The organism is Psychrobacter sp. AOP31-B2-9, assembly GCF_052378005.1.
GTDB lineage: Bacteria > Pseudomonadota > Gammaproteobacteria > Pseudomonadales > Moraxellaceae > Psychrobacter.
On sequence record NZ_JBQSXG010000253.1, the window covers coordinates 1 to 1,688 of the forward strand.

Genomic DNA, 1,688 nt, shown 5'->3' on the forward strand with positions numbered 1-1,688 from the left:
ATATATATTAATAATTTAATTTTTGATCTGATGAAAGACTTGTATTTATAAGTTAATAAAAAAAATGCCCAATATATAATATATATATTGGGCATTTTAAAAATTTGAATTTAATAATACTACTCTGCGTCATTCAAATCTAAGTTACGATCTATTTGCCAAATCAAGAAACAACCAAGCCCCATTAGTGCAAACATCGCAATACCAACTTTTAGCACAGGATTAACTGGAAATAGGTTTAACAATAACCCACCGAAAATACCAACTGAAAACATCAATGAGCCTTGTAGTGCACTTGCCATACCAGCACGGCTTTTTTGGAACGCCAGTGCAATAGCAGAGGCATTGGGCTGAGTCAGGCCTAAGCCTGAGATACAAAAGAAAATACAGACCAATACCAGTGGTAGCCAGGCATCTGTACCCAAAAATAGACCTATCACAAAGAGCACGCCCGCAGAGATAACCTGCATCATCGCACCAAAACGCAAGATACTTAATAGCCGAAAGCGATTAGTCAACAATTGATTCAATTGGGTTAAACCGACAAATCCCGCGGCATTCATACCAAACAGCCATCCGAAATGCGTTTCTGACATACCATAAGTATCCATAATCAACTCAGAGGCCGAGCTAATATAAACAAACATGGCTCCCATCAAAAGCCCGCCGCCAATGGCAGGATAATTAAATGTTGGGTCTTTTAATAAATCCCAATACTGGCTAAGCACTTCTTTTGCTGGACGTACATTTCGGTTTTCTTCGATAAGTGTTTCAAAGAAGAAAAACTTAGCCAATAACAAATTAAGCGCACCAAAGGCAGCCAAAAACCAAAAAATAGAATGCCAGTTAAAAAACTGTAAAAATAGCGCACCAAGCGATGGGGCCAATATTGGTGCCAGACCCATTACTAATATCATGATAGAAAATGCTTTTGCCGTTTGCTTGGCGGTCAAACGGTCACGAATCGCGGCACGCGTGACCACTGATCCCACACAGGCTCCAAGCGCTTGCACGGTTCGCCCGGCAAATAACACATACTCATTATTTGTGGTTGCACAAATAATTGAGGCGATAACATATAACGTCATACCAATATATAAAGGCTTCACTCGCCCAACACGATCACTGAATGGGCCATAAAACAACTGACCAAATACCAGACCCAAAAAATAAGCTGGGACAGAATTTGCCATAAAAGCCGTAGAGACGCCAAAGTCATCTGCCATTGATGGTAGCGCAGGAAGATACATATCGATAGATAAAGGCCCTACCGCTACGATGAGTCCGAGCATCATAATCCATGCAACGGGTAGATCAGCAGAACGAACTCGCTCAGACGCAACAGGTTTATTGGGGAGGGATGGTTTTGAAGCAGACATATTAAGGCCGTTTTATATAATAAGTGTTTCATTACTCATACTATGGTTATCATCAGCTGTGACTTGTTGATAGGAGGTATCAAAAGCAGCTCACAAAAACAATAGTATATAGTCACATGCACATTAAAAGGTGGACAGTGCTATATCGCACTATCCATTTATATTTCAATAGGCAAATGACGTCAATAAAACAGATGTTAATTACTGAAAGATAAAATAAATGCCTTAAGATATGCCTAAAAACCTCAAACGACAACCTGTTTTAGTAAAAAAAATGGTGGTGTTCTAAAAAGTATGCTGGCATCAGAC

General features: G+C 39.6%; 1 protein-coding gene. It reads right to left on the bottom strand.

Annotated elements, in window-relative coordinates; genetic code table 11:
• Positions 1 to 119 precede the first annotated feature (119 nt).
• Positions 120 to 1,379: a multidrug effflux MFS transporter gene (locus tag ACT3SX_RS14930; protein WP_192520957.1), complete on the bottom strand. Its 1,260-nt coding sequence runs from the start codon at positions 1,377 to 1,379 to the stop codon at positions 120 to 122.
• Positions 1,380 to 1,688 lie beyond the last annotated feature (309 nt).